The following is an 18,569-nucleotide window of genomic DNA, read 5'->3' as shown; positions in this document are numbered from 1 at the left end:
GCTTGTTAGCTATGAGCATAGGAAGTGGTTTTATTCTCTCTGGGAGGATGAAGCCATTTCCATGGTAAAAAAATAACTGGCGGCTATTCTACCTGCGGTCGGGAATGACTTCTATATCCACCCGAATCCTGCAAAAGCTGCGATGATACTTATAAAATTCAGTAAAAATACAGTGTTATCGCATTTATTCCCTGCTCATGTTGGTATATCTTAGTAGCACCTTTATACGGGGAATGGTTTTTCACTGGTCGCCCAGTGACCATAAGTAATAATAACGCCAAATGATGATCTGCTCTATTACCGGTCAGGTTCACGGGTTGACAGCCTGAGGATATGACTTTAGTGCCGTTTGGAGTCAGGAATAAACTATGACAACAGCCAAGATTATTTATACCGAAACCGATGAAGCTCCAGCCCTTGCCACATATTCACTCCTTCCTATTGTTCAGGCCTTTGCCTCTGTTGCTGATGTCACTGTTGAAACCCGCGACATTTCTCTGGCCGGACGAATTATTGCCAACTTTCCTGATCATCTGACCGATGACCAGAAGATGGGTGATGCCCTGGCAGAACTGGGCGAACTGGCTAAAACGCCGGAAGCCAATATTATCAAACTGCCCAATATCAGTGCTTCGATTCCTCAGCTGAATGCCGCCATCAGGGAATTGCAGGCGCATGGTTACGATGTGCCGGATTATCCCGAGGAGCCTCAGAATCCTGCTGAAGAAGCAATAAAAGCCCGTTATGCCAAAGTGCTGGGCAGTGCCGTTAACCCGGTTCTGCGTGAAGGCAATTCGGATCGTCGTGTGGCTGGCCCTGTTAAGGAATATGCCAGAAAGAATCCTCATTCCATGGGGGAGTGGAGTTCTGAATCTAAATCCTGTGTTGCGCACATGACGGACGGGGACTTCTATAGCAGTGAACAGTCTGTTGTTATGGCGGATGCCGGTGATGTGTCTATTCAGCTGACGGATGAACAAGGTGAGATAACTGTCTTAAAAGACAGCCTTTCTTTACAGGCTGGTGAAGTGATTGATTCGGCTGTGATGAGCAGTTCTGCGCTTTCAGCGTTTTATGAAGCCCAGATAGAAGAAGCCCGTCAGCAGGATGTGCTGCTGTCTCTGCACCTCAAGGCCACCATGATGAAAGTGTCTGACCCGATTATGTTTGGTCTGGCGGTTGAGGCGTACTATAAAGATGTGTTCACCAAACATGCTGCACTGTTTGAAGAACTTGGCGTTGATGCCAGCAATGGTATCGGCGATGTGTACGCGAAAATAGAAGGTTTGCCTGCTGAGCAGAAAGCCGAAGTGGAAGCTGACCTGCTGAAGGTCTATGACAGCCGACCATCGCTGGCTATGGTGGACTCAGATCGCGGTATCACTAATCTGCATGTTCCCAGCGATATTATTATCGATGCGTCCATGCCCGCGGCGATCCGCTCCTCCGGTAAAATGTGGGGGCCTGACGGCAAACTTCATGACACCAGGGCGATGATTCCTGATCGCTGCTATGCAGGCGTTTATCAGGAGGTTATCCAGTTCTGTAAGGATCATGGTGCCTTTGATGTCACCACCATGGGTAATGTCTCCAATGTCGGCCTGATGGCGCAGAAAGCGGAAGAGTACGGCTCCCATGATAAGACCTTCAAGATTCCGGTAACGGGTGTTGTCAGTGTGGTGGATGCTGCTGGCAAGGTATTAATGGAGCATAACGTAGAGAAGGGTGATATCTGGAGAATGTGCCAGACCCGGGATGAGCCAGTCCGTGACTGGGTTAAGCTGGGTGTTAACCGCGCCCGGGCCACCGGCTCTACGGCTATTTTCTGGCTGGATCAGCAGCGCGCCCACGACGCCAGCCTGATTGGCAAAGTGAACGCCTACCTTAAAGACCATGACACTGATGGTCTGGACATTCGTATCCAGCCGCCGGTTGAAGCGGTTAAGACCAGTCTGGAACGGATCAGGGCGGGTAAGGATACAATCTCTGTTACCGGTAATGTTCTGCGCGACTATCTGACTGACCTGTTCCCGATTCTGGAGCTGGGAACCAGTGCCAAGATGCTGTCTATCGTGCCTTTGCTGGCTGGTGGCGGACTCTATGAGACCGGTGCTGGTGGTTCTGCGCCCAAGCATGTTCAGCAGTTTGTAAAAGAAAACCATCTCCGCTGGGACTCTCTGGGTGAATTTCTGGCACTGGCCGTGTCGCTGGAAGACCTTGCCAGTAAAACCGGTAATGTCAGGGCAAAAGTGCTGGCAGAAGCTCTGGATAAGGCTAACGGTCAGTTTTTGGAAGCCAATAAGTCGCCATCAAGAAAAGTCAACGAGCTGGATAACCGTGGCAGCCACTTCTATCTGGCAATGTACTGGGCTGAAGCTCTGGCCGGGCAGGAAGAGGACGCTGACTTGAGAGAGCGTTTTAAAGCACTGGCCTCCGTGCTGAAGGATAATGAAGCCGCCATTATTGAAGAGCTGAACTCTGTTCAGGGTGTTGCCATGGATATGGGGGGGTACTATCACCCCGACCCGGAACGACTGGCAAAAGCCATGCGTCCATCAACCCTGTTTAACAACGCACTAAGTGCTTTGTAAGACTGAGTTGAGAACAGATTACTGTTAACCCCTGAGAGGCCGATACTTCATAGTGTCGGCCTTTTTTTCATGTGTTGCCTGTCAGTAATGCTGTCTGGAACTGTTTAACAGGTTACTGTGTTTTACGATCCGTATACGTGAATTCCTGCCAACTCTCCATTGTTCTTTTTCTCAACTTATTTAGAATGGAAATGTGGCGTTGTGCTTTTGACATACCGGTTTAGTATGTATTTGTCGTTTAATGCCTGTGCCGGATGATACCGGGTCTTATGAAATACGCTGTAATACACGTGGAAATCAGTGCTATGCAGCATACAGCAGTCCATCAATCTATGAGTAAATTTGAGCAGTTTCGTCTAAGCTTAGAGAAGGAAGGCAGAGAGCTGGAAGGTGATCATGATGTCGCTTTGCTCCCTGAGAAAGTACAGCTGAAGCCGCCTTCAATGTATCAGGTAATCATCCTGAATGACGATTTTACACCAATGGATTTTGTAGTTGAGGTCCTGGAGGTTTTTTTCAACATGCCCGCCGAACAGGCTACACAGGTCATGTTGAAAGTTCATACGCAGGGAAAAGCCATCTGTGGCACGTTCAGTAAAGATGTGGCTGAAACCAAAGCGTCACAGGTGAATGAATACTCCAGAGAATTCCAGCATCCCCTGTTGTGCAAAACAGTTAAAGCCGATTAGCGTTCTCAGGGTAAATTTTTATGCTCAATAAAGACCTCGAACTCACACTGAACAGTGCTTTCAGAGATGCCAGAAGCAAGCGTCATGAATTTATGACGGTTGAACACCTGCTGCTGGCGCTTCTTGATAATGAATCCGCTTCCAGGGTACTCGTTGCCTGTGGTGTTGACCTGGAGCGGCTGCAACGGGAATTGAGTGAGTTTGTCGATTCTACCACCCCCCTGATAGCTGCAGAGGATACTGAGCGGGAAACTCAGCCAACCCTTGGATTCCAGCGTGTGTTGCAGCGGGCTGTTTTCCATGTTCAGAGTTCCGGCAAGAAGGAAGTCACCGGAGCAAATGTTCTGGTGGCTATCTTCAGTGAGCAGGAAAGTCAGGCGGTTTTCTTCCTGAAACAGCAGGATGTGGCCAGAATTGATGTCGTTAATTACATCGCCCACGGTATCGCCAAGATGCCCGGACAGGAGCTGGAGGAAATCAGCAACGAGCTGGTGGAAGAAGGTGAATCCGAGTCTTCCGGCAAAGATCCGTTAAAAACCTACGCTGCCAATCTGAATGATCTGGCTCGTCAGGGCAAGATTGATCCCCTGGTGGGGCGGGCTGAAGAGGTCGAGCGCGTCTGCCAGATTCTTACCCGTCGCCGCAAGAATAACCCGTTACTAGTTGGTGAGGCAGGCGTTGGTAAAACAGCGGTTGCAGAAGGTCTTGCCAAGCGGATCGTTGATGGTGAAGTACCCGAAGTACTGTCAAAGGCGATTGTCTATTCACTGGACCTGGGTTCTCTTCTGGCTGGTACCAAATATCGGGGTGATTTTGAGAAGCGTTTCAAGAAATTACTGAGTGAACTTAAGCGCCTTGATAACGCCATTCTGTTTATTGATGAGATCCATACCATCATTGGTGCCGGTGCTGCCTCCGGAGGCGTTATGGACGCTTCCAACCTGCTGAAACCCTTGCTGACTTCCGGTGAACTTCGTTGCATCGGCTCAACCACTTTCCAGGAATTCCGGGGCATTTTCGAGAAAGACCGGGCTCTGGCCCGTCGCTTCCAGAAGGTTGATATCATTGAGCCCAATGTTGAAGACACCATTGAGATTCTCCGGGGTTTGAAGCAGCGCTTTGAGGAACATCATGCCATTAAGTATGAAGATGACTCGCTGCGTGCGGCTGCCGAGCTGGCTGATCGTTATATTAATGACCGCCACATGCCTGACAAGGCCATTGATGTGATTGATGAGGCCGGTGCCTATCAGCAGTTACAGTCTGAAGAAGACAGAAAAGAAGTGATTGAAGTGACGGACGTTGAAACCATTGTTGCCAAGATGTCACGCATACCACCCAAGTCTGTTTCTTCCTCTGATAAGGAGCTGCTGTCCAAGCTGGAACGTAACCTCAAGATGGTGGTGTTCGGGCAGGATGGTGCCATTACGTCGCTGTCTACAGCCATTAAACTGTCACGGGCAGGTTTGAAAGCACCTGAGAAGCCGGTTGGCTCCTTCCTGTTCTCTGGTCCGACGGGTGTGGGTAAAACCGAGGTTTGTCGGCAACTTGCGAAATCCCTTGGCATTGAGCTGGTACGCTTCGATATGTCTGAATATATGGAAGCCCATACTGTTTCCCGGCTGATTGGTGCGCCTCCGGGCTATGTCGGTTATGACCAGGGTGGTTTGCTGACCGAGGCCATTAACAAGACGCCTCACTGTGTGTTACTGCTGGATGAGATTGAAAAAGGCCATCCTGATGTCTTTAACCTGCTGTTACAGGTGATGGATCACGGTACTCTGACGGATAACAATGGTCGTAAGGCTGATTTTCGTAATGTCATCCTGATCATGACCACCAATGCCGGTGCGGAAACCATGACCCGAAGCTCTATTGGCTTCACTGAGCAGGATCATACTACCGATGGTATGAGCGTGATCAAAAAGACCTTCACCCCGGAATTCCGCAATCGTCTGGATTCAATTATTCCCTTTGAGGCACTTAACGAAGACACCATTAAATTTGTGGTTGATAAGTTTCTCACGGAGCTGCAGGCGCAGCTGGATGAGAAAAGAGTGCAGCTGGACGTGGATGATAAGGCCAGAGAGTGGTTGGCTCAGAAAGGCTATGATCGCCAGATGGGTGCCAGACCAATGGGCAGAACTATTCAGGAGCATCTGAAAAAACCGATGGCTGAGCAGATTCTGTTTGGAAAACTGTCTGAAAACGGTGGTTTTGTGCGAGTGACCGTGAAGAAAGACGAATTACACCTCAAGTTTGAAGCAGCAAAAAGCAAGACGTCCGGGCTTGAGATTATCGATGGGAAATGATCTGGCAGGGGCGTTTGCCCCTGTTTCAGACAAACCTGCCAGCGTTTAATATCTTTCAGGCCAGTCTACAGGGGCGCGCTTCGCACTTAGCGGGAGCGGTAGGTGATGCGACCCTTGGTCAGGTCGTAAGGTGTCAGTTCAACTTTAACCTTGTCACCAGTCAGAATACGGATGTAGTTCTTGCGCATCTTGCCAGAAATGTGGGCGGTAACCACGTGACCGTTTTCCAGCTCTACACGGAACATAGTGTTAGGCAGGGTGTCGATCACCACGCCTTCCATTTCAAGGCTTTCTTCTTTCGCCATTAAGTATTGACCTCAGGGCAAACGATGTTGGAGGAATAGAAATTTGGCTGGCATTCTGCCCTAAATCCAGCGCCAAAGCAAAGATAACTGCCTGTTATCAAGCCAATTCTGATAACAATTTGCAGATATTCACTTATTTCAGGGTCACCCACCGATTGTTGAGATAAATCTCCAGTGGACGATACTGAATCTTGTAATTCATCTTCTGACAATCCTTGATCCAGTAACCCAGGTGCAGATAGTCAAAACCCATCTTACGGGTCTGCTCGATTTGCCAGAGAATACAGTAACGGCCAAGGCTACGCCTCGGGTAATCCGGGTGATAAAAGGTGTAAATGGCCGAGAGCCCGTGTTTCAGACGATCGGTAACGGCGACGGCCAGCAGTTCATCCTGAAGTCGGAATTTATAAAAAGTACAGAAGTCCGGACACTGAACCAGAAAAGACTCAAACTGTTCTTCAGTTGCGGGGTACATATCGCCATCTTTATGCTGGGTATTAATGTAGGACCGGTAGAGCCGGTAGGTTTCTTCATCATTCACCGCTTTATGGGCGGTGACCACCAGGTCCTGATTTTTATTCCAGTTTTTTTTCTGTGTACGTCGACGAGCGAACTGCTTAACCGCTACCCGAGCCGGAATGCAGGCGTTGCAGCCATTGCAGCGGGGGCGGTAAATATGCCTGCCGCTGCGTCTGAAGCCAATATCTGAAAGATGGCTGTAGAGACCCGAATCAAGCTCTGTAGACGGGTCCATAAACAGGGTAATGGCCTGTCGCTCCGGCAGGTAGCTGCATGTGTGAGGCTGGGTTGCGTAGAATTTTAGATCTTTCAGAACACTCATTGTGTCTGGCCGTCCATTGCCACTCTTAATTCCAGTTTGCAACGGAATGAGTGGTACGGCAATATTTTTTCAAATATTTCATAAAGAGCTGTCTAGGCATACAAACCCCACCAAGGGACTCTAAATGAGGATTGGGGACCTGACAGTCCAGTAGCCTGATTCCCTGGTCAGCCAGAAAGCGACATAAGTAAATAATGGCCAGTTTCGACGTGTTGCTTTTCTTACTGAACATAGATTCACCGAAAAACATCTGATCCATTGCCAGACCATAGATGCCACCAACCAGTTCGGTGCCTTCCCAGACTTCAACGGAGTGCGCATAACCTTCCGCGTGCAGCTGGTTATAGGCTTTCTCCATCTCATCGGTAATCCAGGTGCCTTCTGCGTTTTCCCTGAGTATTCGGCACTGATGCATCACCCCGGCGAAGTCCTGATCGACAGTAATCTTATAGGAATGCCTGTGAAGCTCTTTTCTCATTGAACGGGAAATGTGGATGGTTTCGGGGCTGATCACCATCCTGGGGTCCGGACTCCACCAGAGAACGGGCTCTCCGGCGTTAAACCAGGGGAAAATACCTTGCTGGTAAGCAGTGAGAAGGGTGGCAGTATCGAGTTTTCCGCCAAATGCCAGTAAACCATTTGGCTGATCAAGCGCTTCGCTGACAGGAGGAAAGTCAGGCTTATCAGGGTTCAAGCGATGTAAAAAAATATCCATACTAAGATTTACACTACAAAATGGCTGATAAACAGCGACTCACTCTTTAAATAGAAAAAACAGGGCAGGATATATTGTATATCGATCCCCTGTTGATAATAAAACATACAATTACTTTCTTCTTATAGCTGTATTCGATGACATGGCTCAAAAAAAATTGGCAATGCATCAGCTAATGATGTAAATTTACCTTTTCTTCAGGGGGATGCTGTATTACGATGCGACCCCGTCTACCGTCAGTCTGCTTCTACCAGTCGTTGAATGAAGAACAATTCAGTTCATAACTCAAAACTTCGATCTCATTGTTGCTCTACGATGTGTCGCTTCACTATGTGTAGCACCACTATATATAGCTACACAATGCGGGTGGAAGCTGCTTCGTTTAATCCTATCATTACCTTTTTCAGAGGCTAGTATATCTATGGGTACCCTTAACGTGGGAGGCCATTTCGCTAATACCGAAGAGATGGACATTATCGAGCAACAGCGTCTTGCTGCTCTGATTGAAATCACCGAACAGCACAACAAGGAAGTGACTCAGTTGAAGTCCCGCCTTGAAGCTGCTGAGCAGAAAGCCGAGAAGCTCGACAAACTGGTTAAGAGTTCTGAAAACGAACTGAAAAACCTGCGTGCCAGCAACCCTGACCGTCTGAAGAAGCAGGTTAAACGTCTGCAGGAACAGAATCGCGGTCTGACCGGTGAGAACAACACCCTGAAATCCAAGCAGAAGCAACTGACTCAGCAGCTGAACAGCAGCAAGCAGGAAGTTGAGCAGCTGCAGGCAGAGCTGAAAGACAAAGAAGACAAGGGCAGCGAAGACTAAAACGCTTCCGTCCTGGCTTTTTCCTTCAAGCAGGCGTTCTTGCTCTGTAGGCATAGGGCTGTGCAGCACAGCGTATTGATCGCTTTGATTGCGCCTTTGGTGCAGCATACTGTATGGCCACTGCCGATCTCTTTTGCAATATTTCAACCAAATTATCTTCAGTAAACACCCTGAGGGAGATTTCTGACGACGCTATTTGATCTATTGCTGTCTGACTCAATTTCAGCTATACCAGTTTACGTTGTTATCGTTATTTTTCTACACTGCCTCTATTCTCACTGGCTGGGATGGCTTTTTTACAGGAGATAACCATGAGCGACTGGAATGTCTGTGTATACGACGGGGTTGAGCATCTCGAAAAACGTTTTTCGTTTAAAAAATATTCCAGATCACTGGCATTTTTCAATGCCGTGGCAGGTCTTGCCGAAACCTATATTCATCATCCACGTATGGTGCTGGAGTGGGGCAGTCTGACCATTGCCTGGGGGACTCATGAGTCGGATCAGGGCTCTGGTGTTCTTGCGGTCGACCGGGAACTGGCAGAAAAATGTGATCAGCTCTACGAACTATTAAAAAAACAGAGTTAGTAGCTTACCTCCATTACCTGCCTGTTCTGGCTATGAACAGGCGCTATTCATTCAAACAGCTTTCTGACCATGCTAAATCTCAGCCCGATATCAAATTCACAGCCTGTCGGGGAAGTACCATTCTGTTTTCAGGACTACTATTAACCTCAATAAACAGAAAGGTTAAGAGAATGACGAACAGGCTGTGCTTTTTGCTTCTCGTGATGATATGCCACAGTGTCTGGGTCTGGGCGATGCCGGTGGGAGCGTTGAAAGAGCATGCCATTACCCTGCCGGGGACGCCAAAGTATCCGGCAGATTTTAAGCACTTTGATTATGTCAACCCGAATGCTCCTAAAGGCGGGGAGTTCAGCGAATCGGTACAGGGTAATTTTAATAACCTGAATCCATACAGTATTAATGGAGATCATGCGGCCATGTCGTCTCTGCTATACGACAAGCTGATGCACTTTTCCATTGATGAGCCTTATTCGGCATACGGTCTGATTGCAGAAAGTGTTGAGCGTGCCAGAGATAGCAGCTGGGTTATTTTTAACCTGCGTCAGAACGCACGATTTCATGACGGTAAGCCGGTGACGGCCCGGGATGTTGCCTTCAGCTATAACATCCTTACCAGTAAAGGCGATCTCATTTATAAAGTGAATTTTACCGGGGTCGAATCGGTAGAAATTCTGTCTCCGTACCGCATTTTGTTCCGATTCAAAGCCCCGGGAAACCGTAAGCTGCCTTTTCTTCTTGCCAGTCTGCCTGTGTTGCCTGAGCATTACTGGTCTGCTGGCAATAAAGACTTCAGCAAAACAACGCTGGACATTCCTGTTGGCAGTGGCCCGTACCGCATGAAAACGGTTAAACCTGGTCGGGAGATTGTTTATACACGGGACCCTGATTACTGGGGGAAAGACCTGCCCGTCAACCATGGCCGCTTTAATTTTGACCAGCTGCGTTTTGAATACATCAACCTGAGCATCGCAGAACTTGACGCTCTTAAGAGTGGAGCAAGCAACTTTCTGACAGAGATGGTTGCAAGAACCTGGCACACCGCTTATGACATCCCTGCCGTCAGGCAAGGTGACATTATCAAAGAGCGCATAAGGGTTAAAAGTAATATTGGCATGAACGCTTTTATGTTTAATACCCGCAGGCCACCCCTTGATAATCGCAAGGTTCGGGAAGCACTGATCCTGCTCTTTGATTTTGAATGGATCAATAAGCATTTGATGTTTGGCGAATACACGCGGAACGACAGTTATTTTGTTAATACTGACATGGCCGCCAGAGGGTTGCCGTCATCGGCTGAAATTAAACTGCTTAAGCCTTATTTCGGACAGTTGGCATCAGAGGTGCTGACAAAAGAATACCAGCCTCCCAAAACCGATGGTTCCGGTAATAACCGGAAAAATATTGCCAAAGCCATCGAGCTGTTAAAGGCAGAAGGCTGGGAGCTTGATCAGGGCAAAATGATACACCAAAAAACCGGACAGCCCATGGAGTTAAAAATACTGAACCAGATTCCCCAGATGGGACCTTCTCTGAATAGCTATAAGAAATCCCTCGACCAGGCAGGTGTTCAGTTAACGATCCAGACTCTGGATACCCATCAGATTGTCCACCATACACAAAAACTGGATTATGACCTGATCAACTGGGGTTTCGGGCATGCTATGTCACCCGGTAAGGAGATGCTGGATGGTTTTGGCTGCGAAACCCCGGGACGAAGTCACCAGTCGTAACCGAAGCGGTATTTGTGATCCGGTAATTGATAGCCTGATCAATAAAACGGAACAGGCCCAAACCCGGGAAGAACTGGTTACCATTATTCGAGCCCTGGATCGGGTATTGTTGTGGGGGCATTATGGAATACCCAAGTGGTATATAGCGTCAATCCGGATTGCCCATCGTCGTGAATTGAAGCATCCGGGGGTTCAGGACCTGTATGGCATGGATATCCATTCCTGGTGGTATGAAACAGATAAGAAATAAAGTGGACTCTCTTCATACTTCTGCCAGCACTGTGTGGCCCGGTTTGCTCACTCCCCCAGATGCAGCAGTGCTTCGACCGCGTCTTGTTCTCCCTCTGTACGTCCCAGCTGCATCAGTGCTTCGGCTGCCTCTTGATCTCTCAACGAACCCTCCAGCTGCAGAAGTGCTGAGGCCGCCTCTTGTCTGCTTTCGAAATGACTGATGCTTTCCCCGCGTTGCGTTACAGTGGTTGTGACTACAGAATCGCTTGCCTGAGTAACCACCTGAGCCTCTCCAACGTTTGAGCTGACATGACTGACGGTAGTGAGTGTTTGGGAGGTGTTGAATGTATGCGTTGTTGATGTGATTGTTCCGACAGAGCCTTCTCCTTCATGGGCTTCAACGGAAACAGTGGTAGCCGGATTTTGATGGTAGTTCCTTATGTGTCTTGTAACATGATCTTGTCGGTTATAAAGTTTTCCACAGAATGAGCAGGCATAGGTTCTTTGGCCCTCATGGGTTTTCATGTGCCTCGTTAAGTTACCTTTAATGCCAAATTTCTTCCCACAGGTCGGGCAAACCTCCGTTTTTTCACCGGAATGGGATTTCATGTGTTTATTGAAGTCACCTCCATGCGTAAACTGTCTATTGCACACAGTGCATCTATATTCTGGCATGATAAAAACCTGCTTAAATTTCACCAATAGTTTTTAACTGTTCAACGATGGAATATAAATATTATTGCCTAAGGTGGTCGGTTCTTCTGTATTGTTTTCTGGTCATTCACCAGGCATCCGCAGACAGCATTGCTCCATTCGCCAGTGATGGCTGCAGCTGGTTTCCTGACGGCCTTCCTGAATTAAGAACGCTGTGGCTGGATTGCTGTATTGCGCATGATTATGCCTACTGGAAGGGGGGAAAACAGGATGAACGAATGGAGGCTGATAAACAGCTGAAGTCGTGTGTCTCCAGCCTGGGGCAGCCAGCTGTGGGCAGGCTTATGGAGTTCGGGGTTCGCATTGGCGGCACTCCTGTACTTCCTACTTCATTTCGCTGGGGCTATGGCTGGCCTTATCCCCGAGACTATCAGGCATTGACAGAAGAGGAGTTGGGGCAGGTAAAGAGACAGTCTGAAGGGCGCTACCCGAATTACTCCGGGCAGCAGATGGAGTAATATGTCCGGTCAGCCTTCCAGGTTCAGGCCCGGCAGCAGCCCGAGTATCGGCTCAGGCTGTCTGGAAGATTCGATTTCAGGCAGCAGAGGAACCTCAGGAACGTCGTAAGGTGTGAGTTTGATCAGTACACCCAGCACCGGACTGTCAAGATACTGAATTTGTCGTGTATTTCGAATCCGTCGGCTTTCCCGCAACTGGAAATTACGGGTTATTTTCATGGGCGTACCTGATGGGTCCATTACCAGTTGCAGGTCACGGCGAATATCGGGTTTCGCTTTGCTATTCACCATTCTCTGCGGATTTTCACTGTCTGCATCGTTTGTAACACTCATTAGCTGGTCCGACAGGGCTTCCCGGCTCAGTTCGCTATACCACAGATTGACATCCGCATGCAGAAAGCGGCTGGAGCTGATACTGATTGAACCCTCCAGCAGACTGGGTTTGCCGGTGTTGCTGTAGGCCCGGATTTTGATGGGCTTACTTCTGGAATCATCTTCCAGTGGCATAATCCACGCCATCCGGCTGATCACCTTGTAATCACTGGCTGCATCAATTGTATTTCCCTGCTTAAGCAATACATGAGCCTCCCTTGGCAGGGACACAAAGGCTTCCCGTTCCAGATCAGGAAAGGCGTTTTCCCGATCCTGTTTGTGCAGGCTCAACAGGTCGTTGATGCCCGGTGCAGAGTTGGGTGCATCCGGGCTGCGCAGTTTGATGGCATTAGCCGGAATAGTATGAGGACTGATTTTGGGCCACTGCTCAGCACCATTCATACTGCTCTGGTTGACAAAGACCACCATGTCCGCCTGGAACCATCGCTGTGGCTCGGCGTCGCGGGCATGGCTGATGGCTGGCAGTGCTGCCAGCAACAGTAAAGGTTTCAGGATGATTTTGAACTTTCGTATCATTAACGGGGTTTCCGAGAGTTACTGCAGACAGGTATTATACTGTCAGCTTCTGCAGCAGGCTTTCAACTGTGGCGAAGCGCTGCTCAGGTTGTTCCATGGCTCCATTTATAGCGCCACTGTACTTGAAGACACTGCTTCCTTCCAGTTTGTAGAGATGAGGATCAGCCTGAATCATCTGGATAATCGCCAGTGGGTCGATTTTGGGCTGGTCTTCAAACTCAATACGAATATTGTCTTCGCCAGCGTCCAGCTTGATAATCCCCAGTTTCTCAGCGGTCAGACGGATACGGGTCTGCCGGAACAGGTTTTTGGCCTGCTCCGGCAGGAGACCAAAGCGGTCAATCAATTCTACCTGAAGACCTTTCAGGTCATTGTCTGAACCGGCAGCGGCAATGCGTTTGTAGAGAATCAGACGGTTGTGAACATCGTGAATATAATCTTCCGGCAACAGGGCAGGGAGGCGCAGATTCACCTCGGTTCCCTGTTGCAGAGGTTTATCGAGATTTGGTGTTTCACCCAGGCGAATAGCGTTAACGGCTTTTTCCAGCATTTCGGTATACAGGGTAAAGCCGACGCTCTGAATCTGACCGCTCTGGTCTTCACCCAGCAATTCACCGGCACCACGAATTTCCAGATCGTTAGACGCCAGCATAAATCCGGCTCCCAGATCCTGAGCATCGGAAATGGCATCCAGCCGTTTGACGGCATCCCTGGTCATGGACTTGGGTGATGGTGTCATCAGGTAGGCATACGCCTGGTGATGGGAGCGACCGACCCGGCCTCTTAACTGGTGCAGCTGAGCCAGTCCGAATTTATCGGCACGATGGATGATAATGGTGTTAGCGCTGGGGACATCAATACCGGTTTCAATAATGGTGGTACACACCAGGATATTGAAACGTTTGTGATAGAAATCCGACATCACCTGTTCTAGCTCCCGCTCACGCATCTGGCCGTGACCAATGCCGATACGGGCTTCCGGTATCAACGCCTGCAGGTCTTCAGCGGCTTTCTCAATGCTGGAGACTTCGTTGTGCAGGCAGTAGACCTGGCCACCACGGAGCAGCTCACGCAGAACGGCTTCTTTTATCAGCTGGTCATCGTGCTGGCGCACAAAGGTTTTTACTGACAGACGTTTGGCGGGCGGTGTGGCAATAATCGACAGGTCACGTATACCGGACATCGCCATATTCAGGGTTCTGGGTATTGGCGTCGCTGTCAATGTGAGGATATCCACTTCGGAGCGCAGTGACTTCAGCTTTTCCTTGTGGCGTACACCAAAACGGTGTTCTTCATCAATAATCAGTAATCCGAGGTTTTTGAAATGCAGGTCGCCCTGCAGAATTTTATGGGTACCGATAATGATGTCGATCTTGCCTTCCTGCAGTTTTTCTTTCAGTCCCTGCACCTGTTTGGCTGAACGGAACCGGGAGACCACATCGATTTCCACCGGCCAGTCGGCAAAACGATCCCGGAAACTTTCATAATGCTGTTGCGCCAGCAGTGTGGTGGGTACCAGAATCGCCACCTGTTTGCCGCTCTGAACCGCCATAAAGGCAGCCCGCATCGCTACCTCGGTTTTACCAAAGCCCACATCACCACAGACCAGTCTGTCCATGGGCTGGATGGCTGTCATGTCTTTGATTACTGATTCGATGGCCTGTTGCTGGTCCGGTGTTTCCTCGAACGGGAAGCCTGCGCTGAAGGCATGGTATTGCTGGTCCGGGGAGTCAAAGGCAAACCCCTTCCGGGCTTCCCGGCGGGCGTAAATGTCCAGCAGTTCGGCGGCGGCGTCCCGGGCTTTTTCAGCGGCTTTACGACGGGCTTTGGTCCACTGTTCACTGCCTAAGCGATGGAGGGGAGCCAGCTCATCGTCAGTACCGGTATAACGGGCAATCAGGTGCAGTGATGCGACGGGGACATAGAGTTTTGCCTCGCTGGCGTACTCCAGGGTTACAAATTCCGCTTCCCGGGCGTCAACAGACAGCGTCTGCAAACCACGGTAGCGCCCCACGCCATGGTCAATATGCACGACAGGCGCGCCTTCGCGCAGTTCGGTCAGGTTACGGATCACCTGATCGGTCTGGTAATCACTGTCGCCCCGGCGGCGTCGTTTCTGCATCACCCGCTGACCCAACAGCAGGGCTTCAGGGATCAGTGCTACATCCGGTTCTGACAGATGCAGTCCTGCCTCCAGAGAACCGAGAGTAATGCCCAGAGGCTCGCTGTGACCCAGGAAGGTTGACCAGTTGGCAAACTCCACCGGCTTAATCTGGTTCTGGGCCAGCATTTCAAGCAGCACTTCACGGCGACCGGCACTCTCTGCCACCAGAAGGATACGCGAACCGGAAGCGATAAAGGTTTCCAGCGGTGCCAGAGGGTTATCGGCCCTGGCATTCAGTGTCAGTTCAGGCAGTGGTAAATGGCTAAGGTTATAACGCCCCTGTTTTTCTTTAGCGCTGTCAGTATCGAGTCGGACCCGACCGTAATCCATCAGTTTTGCGTTCAGTTCTTCCGGTGGCATCAATACCCGATGTGGCGGCAACAAGGGGCGCAGCGGGTCAACCTTACGGTTTTCATAACGCTCATTGACGTCTTTCCAGAAATGCTGAAGAGCTTCCTGAACGCCCTGACACTGAACGACGATGGTCTGTTCAGGGAGTTTGGTCAAACAGGGTGGCTGTCTGGTCAAAGAACAGTGGCAGGTAATATTCAATGCCCGGACTGGCCATACCCTGGCCAATATCCTGATAGAGCGGGCATTCCCGGTAATCCACGTCAAACGTGTCCCGGAAGCGGCTGCGGAACTGGTCCCGGGCGGCTTTATCCATGGGGAACTCATGGCCGGGCAGCAGCTCGATACTGCCCACCTGTTCGGTTGAACGCTGGGTTTCAGGGTCAAAGGCACGCAGGGTATCGATCTCATCATCAAACAGGTCGATACGGAATGGCTGGTCAGCCCCCATCGGGAAGATGTCCATCAGGGCGCCACGGATAGCAAACTCTCCATGCTCATAGACCGTGTCAACACAACGATAGCCCGCCTGCTCCAGTTGTTGGCGACGCTGTTCCAGCAGGAACGTATCGCCCCGGCTGATCACCAGACAGTTCGATTCCAGGTAACTGCGGGGGCTCATGCGGTGGAGCAGTGTTGTGATAGAAATAATCAGGATGCAGTGCTGATAGCCAGGCAGACGGTAAAGGGTTTCAAGACGCTGGGAAACAATGTCCTGGTGGGGTGAAAAGGCATCGTAAGGCAGAATTTCCCAGTCGGGGAAATGCATGATTTTAATGGATTGATTCCCATTGAGAAAAAACGTCAGCTCCTCTTCAAGGCTGTTGGCCCGGTTGGAGTCAGGTGTGATGACCAGCAGGGGCTTGCTGCTTTCTCTGGCGGCACTGGCAATGGCCCAGGCACTGGCGGTCTGGTCGAGATTGGCCCAGATTATTTTGTCACCCGCATGGGTGGGCAGGGGAAGGCTTGCCTGTGACATGAATCTACGGTACGTCCTGATTGATATAAGTGCATTGATGAATGCGCATTGTAGCTATTCAGCCGCTCTTGTCACACCCTGAACTGTCACAGCCTGAAGTGTTGAAATCAAAAGCAGGTGATCAGGTTTGTGAGATGATGTTATCCGAATATTGCTAATTGGCGTTATGGTCAGGATAATAGCCACGGGAAGCCCCGAAGACGGCATAACGATAAGAAGTATAAACAGCAGGATCGACACCGTGGTAGAAAAATATTTTCAGGACTGGAAGGAGCGAGAGGCACTCGCGGAATCTATGATTCCGCTGATTGGGCGGTTGTATCGGGATAAAAATGTGGTAACGACGGTTTATGGCCGTTCCATTATTAACCGCTCTGTTATCGAAATTCTGAAATCCCATAAATTTATACGACAGCTAAAGGATAGCGGATTAACGGTCAGGGATACATTTCCTGTTCTTCAAGCGCTCGACGGGATGGACCTGGCTCCCTGTCGCATTGATATTGGCAAACTGGCGAACGGCTATATGACGTCAGGCAGCCAGCAGCCCGTTTCTGATTATGTAAAGCAGGAACTGGGTGAGCTGGCCACCGGTGGGCAATCCGGCAGGGCTACGGGTCAGGATGTTGTGCTTTATGGCTTTGGGCGTATCGGGCGGCTGATGGCACGAATTCTGATTGAACGGGCTGGTGGCGGGGCCGGGCTTAACCTTAAAGCAATCGTTGTTCGCAAGGGCAAGGCTGATAATGATCTGCAGAAGCGTGCCAGCCTGTTACGGCGGGATTCAGTGCATGGTTCTTTTCGTGGCACGATCAGTGTTGATGATGATAACGACATTATTTATGCCAATGGTGTGGGGGTTCAGGTGATTTATGCCAATTCCCCAGACAGCATTGACTACACCCGGTACGGTATTCAAAACGCCATTGTGGTGGACAATACCGGCGTATGGCGGGACGAGGCCGGTCTTAGCCAGCACCTCGAATGTAAGGGTGTCAGCAAAGTCCTGTTAACCGCGCCGGGTAAGGGTGACCTGAAAAATATTGTCTATGGCGTTAATAACCGGGATATTGATCCGGAAGATAGAATCATCTCGGCAGCGTCCTGTACCACCAACGCCATTACTCCGGTGCTGAAGGCTATTCACGATCAATACGGCGTTGTCAGTGGGCATGTGGAAACCGTTCACTCTTATACCAATGACCAGAACCTGATTGATAACTACCATAAAGGCTCCCGTCGCGGTCGCAGCGCGCCTCTTAATATGGTCATCACCGAAACCGGTGCCGCCAAAGCGGTGGCCAAAGCCCTGCCGGAACTGAAGGGCAAACTGACGGGCAGTGCCATACGGGTACCGACGCCTAATGTTTCCCTGGCAATCCTGAACCTGAACCTGGGGCAGACAACGACGCTTACTGAACTGAATACCTATCTGCGGGACACTTCGCTGTATTCATCACTGCAAAAGCAGGTTGATTTTATTAACTCCAGTGAAGTGGTGTCCAGTGACTTTGTGGGGAATCACAAGGCGGGCATTGTCGATAGCAAGGCGACAATTGTGGACGGTGACCGCTGTGTACTCTATGTCTGGTACGATAATGAGTACGGTTACAGCTGTCAGGTGAACCGGATTCTGCGGCAGATTTCGGGTGTTAATTATCCGATTGTTCCTGCTTGACATCCTCCCGTTACGCTTGACCTGTAGGTTGGGTCGAGTGAAACGATACCCAACAACCAGTACAACGTACTGGCAAAGCTTGCTGAGCCTTCGGCGCATTGTTGGGTATCACCCGTTCCGGGTACAAGCACTTCGTTCCACCCAACCTACCTTAAACGTCGATCTCATTGAAATAATGTAGTAGCTATTTGCGTAGCTGATTTTCCTGACTAATTTTGAGAGTTCTTTCCTGAGTAATCAGATCGTTCTTTGCTTTATACCAGTTTCGAGCCAGCTCCCTCAGTTTCTGGTTTCGGGGTGAGGCCATTGCTGCAAGGCTGAAGGAATGGGCAACCGAGCTGGCGAGACAGCGGAGCCTCCGGGCAAATTCAATCTGCCCGGCAATTGTATCAAAGTGTTCATCTGTAAGAATTGAGTGAACCAACTGAAAAAATTTTTCAGGGCTGAGCATATGATTCATTTCATCCATCCCCAGATGTGAAGCAATGGCGG

General features: G+C 49.9%; 15 protein-coding genes and 1 pseudogene. 9 read left to right on the top strand and 7 right to left on the bottom strand.

Translation table 11 applies throughout. The features are described 5' to 3' along the window. Window positions 1–368 precede the first annotated feature (368 nt). From V5J35_RS01120 to clpA, 3 genes are all read left to right on the top strand, one after another. Window positions 369–2,591 carry an NADP-dependent isocitrate dehydrogenase gene (locus tag V5J35_RS01120; RefSeq protein ID WP_354009503.1) on the top strand — a complete coding sequence of 741 codons (2,223 nt, stop codon included), beginning with the start codon at window positions 369–371 and terminating at the stop codon, window positions 2,589–2,591. A gap of 332 nt (window positions 2,592–2,923) precedes the next feature. Then, entirely contained in the window at window positions 2,924–3,280 is a 357-nt protein-coding gene (clpS, locus tag V5J35_RS01115; RefSeq protein WP_354009502.1) for an ATP-dependent Clp protease adapter ClpS, read from the top strand. Window positions 3,281–3,300: 20 nt separating this feature from the next. Beyond that, window positions 3,301–5,592 (top strand): ATP-dependent Clp protease ATP-binding subunit ClpA, encoded by a 2,292-nt coding sequence (gene clpA, locus V5J35_RS01110; RefSeq protein ID WP_354009501.1) that lies wholly within the window; start codon window positions 3,301–3,303, stop codon window positions 5,590–5,592. Window positions 5,593–5,678: 86 nt separating this feature from the next. Here the strand turns inward: clpA and infA are convergent, their stop codons facing one another. The 3 genes from infA to aat all read right to left on the bottom strand — a co-directional run bounded on the left by infA (window position 5,679) and on the right by aat (window position 7,453). Further along, entirely contained in the window at window positions 5,679–5,897 is a 219-nt protein-coding gene (gene infA / locus V5J35_RS01105; protein ID WP_034842760.1) for a translation initiation factor IF-1, read from the bottom strand. A 133-nt stretch (window positions 5,898–6,030) separates the two neighbouring features. Then, window positions 6,031–6,738: an arginyltransferase gene (locus tag V5J35_RS01100; protein ID WP_354009500.1), complete on the bottom strand. Its 708-nt coding sequence runs from the start codon at window positions 6,736–6,738 to the stop codon at window positions 6,031–6,033. A 25-nt stretch (window positions 6,739–6,763) separates the two neighbouring features. After that, complete coding sequence (gene aat / locus V5J35_RS01095) at window positions 6,764–7,453, bottom strand: leucyl/phenylalanyl-tRNA--protein transferase (protein ID WP_354009499.1); 690 nt, start codon at window positions 7,451–7,453, stop codon at window positions 6,764–6,766. 421 nt (window positions 7,454–7,874) lie between these two features. On the opposite strand from aat, the gene V5J35_RS01090 reads away from it, so the two are divergent. The 4 genes from V5J35_RS01090 (at window position 7,875) to V5J35_RS01075 (ending at window position 10,843) form a co-directional block, all read left to right on the top strand. Next, window positions 7,875–8,276 carry a hypothetical protein gene (locus V5J35_RS01090; protein ID WP_262567457.1) on the top strand — a complete coding sequence of 134 codons (402 nt, stop codon included), beginning with the start codon at window positions 7,875–7,877 and terminating at the stop codon, window positions 8,274–8,276. Between the two features lie 311 nt (window positions 8,277–8,587). Continuing rightward, the gene (locus V5J35_RS01085; protein WP_354009498.1) at window positions 8,588–8,863 is read left to right on the top strand and encodes a 4a-hydroxytetrahydrobiopterin dehydratase; all 276 of its coding nucleotides are present in this window, start codon (window positions 8,588–8,590) and stop codon (window positions 8,861–8,863) included. Between the two features lie 170 nt (window positions 8,864–9,033). Then, window positions 9,034–10,593 carry an extracellular solute-binding protein gene (locus tag V5J35_RS01080; protein WP_354016238.1) on the top strand — a complete coding sequence of 520 codons (1,560 nt, stop codon included), beginning with the start codon at window positions 9,034–9,036 and terminating at the stop codon, window positions 10,591–10,593. Then, on the top strand, window positions 10,550–10,843 hold the full coding sequence (locus V5J35_RS01075) for a hypothetical protein (RefSeq protein WP_354016237.1): 294 nt from the start codon (window positions 10,550–10,552) through the stop codon (window positions 10,841–10,843). The genes V5J35_RS01080 and V5J35_RS01075 overlap by 44 nt, the downstream gene beginning before the upstream one ends. Window positions 10,844–10,890: 47 nt before the next feature. Here V5J35_RS01075 and V5J35_RS01070 read toward each other — a convergent pair whose 3' ends face one another. Continuing rightward, window positions 10,891–11,499, bottom strand: a complete 609-nt coding sequence (locus tag V5J35_RS01070; RefSeq protein WP_354011344.1) for a C2H2-type zinc finger protein — start codon at window positions 11,497–11,499, stop codon at window positions 10,891–10,893. 47 nt (window positions 11,500–11,546) lie between these two features. Between V5J35_RS01070 and V5J35_RS01065 the strand changes: the two genes are divergently transcribed. Then, window positions 11,547–11,996, top strand: a complete 450-nt coding sequence (locus tag V5J35_RS01065) for an FAD-binding oxidoreductase (RefSeq protein ID WP_354009496.1) — start codon at window positions 11,547–11,549, stop codon at window positions 11,994–11,996. Window positions 11,997–12,005: 9 nt separating this feature from the next. Here the strand turns inward: V5J35_RS01065 and V5J35_RS01060 are convergent, their stop codons facing one another. Both V5J35_RS01060 and mfd read right to left on the bottom strand, forming a co-directional pair. Continuing rightward, entirely contained in the window at window positions 12,006–12,905 is a 900-nt protein-coding gene (locus V5J35_RS01060; protein ID WP_354009495.1) for a CsiV family protein, read from the bottom strand. A 34-nt stretch (window positions 12,906–12,939) separates the two neighbouring features. Then, window positions 12,940–16,399, bottom strand: a pseudogene (mfd, locus tag V5J35_RS01055) (transcription-repair coupling factor). A 295-nt stretch (window positions 16,400–16,694) separates the two neighbouring features. Between mfd and V5J35_RS01045 the strand changes: the two are divergent. Then, a complete protein-coding gene (locus V5J35_RS01045) occupies window positions 16,695–18,077 on the top strand; it encodes a glyceraldehyde-3-phosphate dehydrogenase (protein WP_419095785.1) in 1,383 nt (460 codons plus the stop codon). A gap of 184 nt (window positions 18,078–18,261) precedes the next feature. On the opposite strand, the gene V5J35_RS01040 is transcribed toward V5J35_RS01045, so the two are convergent. Then, window positions 18,262–18,569: hypothetical protein (locus V5J35_RS01040; protein ID WP_354016234.1), on the bottom strand; the 308-nt coding region annotated here is incomplete at its 5' end.

The sequence above is a fragment of the Endozoicomonas sp. NE40 genome, assembly GCF_040549045.1.
GTDB lineage: Bacteria > Pseudomonadota > Gammaproteobacteria > Pseudomonadales > Endozoicomonadaceae > Endozoicomonas_A > Endozoicomonas_A lisbonensis.
Note: the sequence above shows the minus strand (reverse complement) of the source record. Positions and strands in the feature narration are given on the sequence as shown.